The organism is Micrococcus sp. (assembly GCF_030523875.1).
GTDB lineage: Bacteria > Actinomycetota > Actinomycetes > Actinomycetales > Micrococcaceae > Micrococcus.
In genome coordinates, this window is the sequence record NZ_JAUNHR010000022.1 from 1 (window position 1) to 1,848 (window position 1,848).

The window sequence follows — 1,848 nt, forward strand, 5'->3', positions numbered from 1 at the left end:
GGTCGCCGCCGCGGTCGTGGGAGCGCTGGCCCTCCTCGTCTCCGGCGCGGGCCTGCCGGTGACCCTGGCCGCCCTCGCCACCGCCCTGGGCGCCGCGGGGGTCTGGCACGCCCTGGCCCCGGCCCGGCGTCCGGTGTGGCGGACGGCGGCGGTGGGCGCCGTCGTCGTGCTGGCCGTGGCCGAGCACACCGGGGGCCTTGCCGGGCCGGCGACGCCGTCCGGGCTGACCCTCCTCGCCGCGGGGCTCGTCCTCCTGGAGACGGCCAACCGGGTCACCCGGGACGTGCTCGACCTCGCCGGGCGGCCGTCCGGGGAGATGACGGAGGGGGACCCCGACGCCGCGGACGGCCCGGGTCTGCGCGGCGGGCGGTTCATCGGCCCGATGGAGCGGCTCCTCATGGCCGCCCTGGGCCTGATGGGGGCATGGCAGGCGGTGGCGGCCATCATGGCGGCCAAGGGCATCGTCCGGTTCCCCGAGATCGCCCAGGACGCCCGGGCCCAGGACCCGAAGGGCGGGCCGGCGGGCGCCAGCGCCGAGGAGTTCCTGATCGGCTCGCTCGTCAGCTGGACCCTGGCCGCCGGAGCCGGCGTGCTGGTCCACCTAGCCCTCGGCCCGGCCTGATCCGGCCACGGGGCCGCACGGCGGGCGAGACCCTGCGAGGTACCATGACGCGTCCCTGCCACGAAAGGCCACGCCCCGATGGATGTCCTCAGTCCCGCCTTCCAGACCACCACCCTCGTGGTCCTCGGCCTGATCCTGCTCATCGACCTGCTCTATGTGGTCAAGCGCCCGCACGAGCCCTCCATGAAGGAGGCCGGCCTGTGGATCGGCTTCTACGTGACGCTGGCGCTGGTCTTCGCGGGCCTGCTCTTCGTGCTCGGCGACGCCCAGCACGGCACCGAGTTCCTCGCCGGCTGGGTCACCGAGTACAGCCTCTCGGTGGACAACCTGTTCGTGTTCCTCATCATCATGGCTAAGTTCCAGGTGCCCCGCCGGTACCAGCAGCAGGTCCTGATGGTGGGCATCATCATCGCGCTCATCGCGCGCGCGGTCTTCATCGCGATCGGCGCCGTCGCCATCGAGCATCTCACCTGGGTGTTCTACATCTTCGGCGCGTTCCTGCTCTGGACCGCGTGGCACCAGCTCAAGGACGACGACGACGGCGAGGAGGCCGAGCCGGGGATCGTCGCCAAGCTCACCCGCCGCCTCAACGTGGCCGAGGAGTACGACGGCAACCGGCTGCGCACCACCGTGGACGGCAAGCGCATGTTCACCCCCATGGTGGTCGTGTTCATCACGATCGGCCTGACGGACGTGATGTTCGCGGTGGACTCCATCCCGGCGATCTTCGGGCTCACCCAGAACTGGTTCATCGTCCTGACGGCCAACATCTTCGCCCTCATGGGCCTGCGCCAGCTCTACTTCCTGCTCGGCGGGCTGATGGACCGCCTCGTGTACCTCAAGCACGGCCTCGCGTTCATCCTCGCCTTCATCGGCGTGAAGCTCATCCTGCACGCGCTGCACGAGAACGAGCTGCCGTTCATCAACGGCGGCCAGCCCGTGCCCGTGCCGGAGATCTCCACGTTCCTCTCCCTCGGCGTCATCGTCGGCACGCTCGTGGTGGCCACCGTGGCCTCCCTGCTCTGGGGCAAGGCGGCCGACGAGGGCGACGCGCCCCGCGCCGAGAGCGCCGAGCGCATGCGCCAGGTGTCCGAGGTCGCCCGTCGCGACGACCGCTGAGCATCCGTCGACCCGCCGGCGTCGGGGCCGGCCCCCCGGGGGGGGCCCGGCCCCCATCCGGCGCTGTGGCCCCCGCGGTGGGGGGGTAACCCGAAACCGCCGGCCGC

At 72.2% G+C, this 1,848-nt stretch carries 2 protein-coding genes; both read left to right on the forward strand.

Annotation, left to right across the window (positions count from 1 at the left end):
- The coding region (locus tag Q4D18_RS04580; RefSeq protein ID WP_303126200.1) for a hypothetical protein at window positions 1-622 on the forward strand (622 nt) is incomplete at its 5' end.
- A gap of 78 nt (window positions 623-700) precedes the next feature.
- Window positions 701-1,741 (forward strand): TerC family protein, encoded by a 1,041-nt coding sequence (locus tag Q4D18_RS04585; RefSeq protein WP_303126202.1) that lies wholly within the window; start codon window positions 701-703, stop codon window positions 1,739-1,741.
- Window positions 1,742-1,848 lie beyond the last annotated feature (107 nt).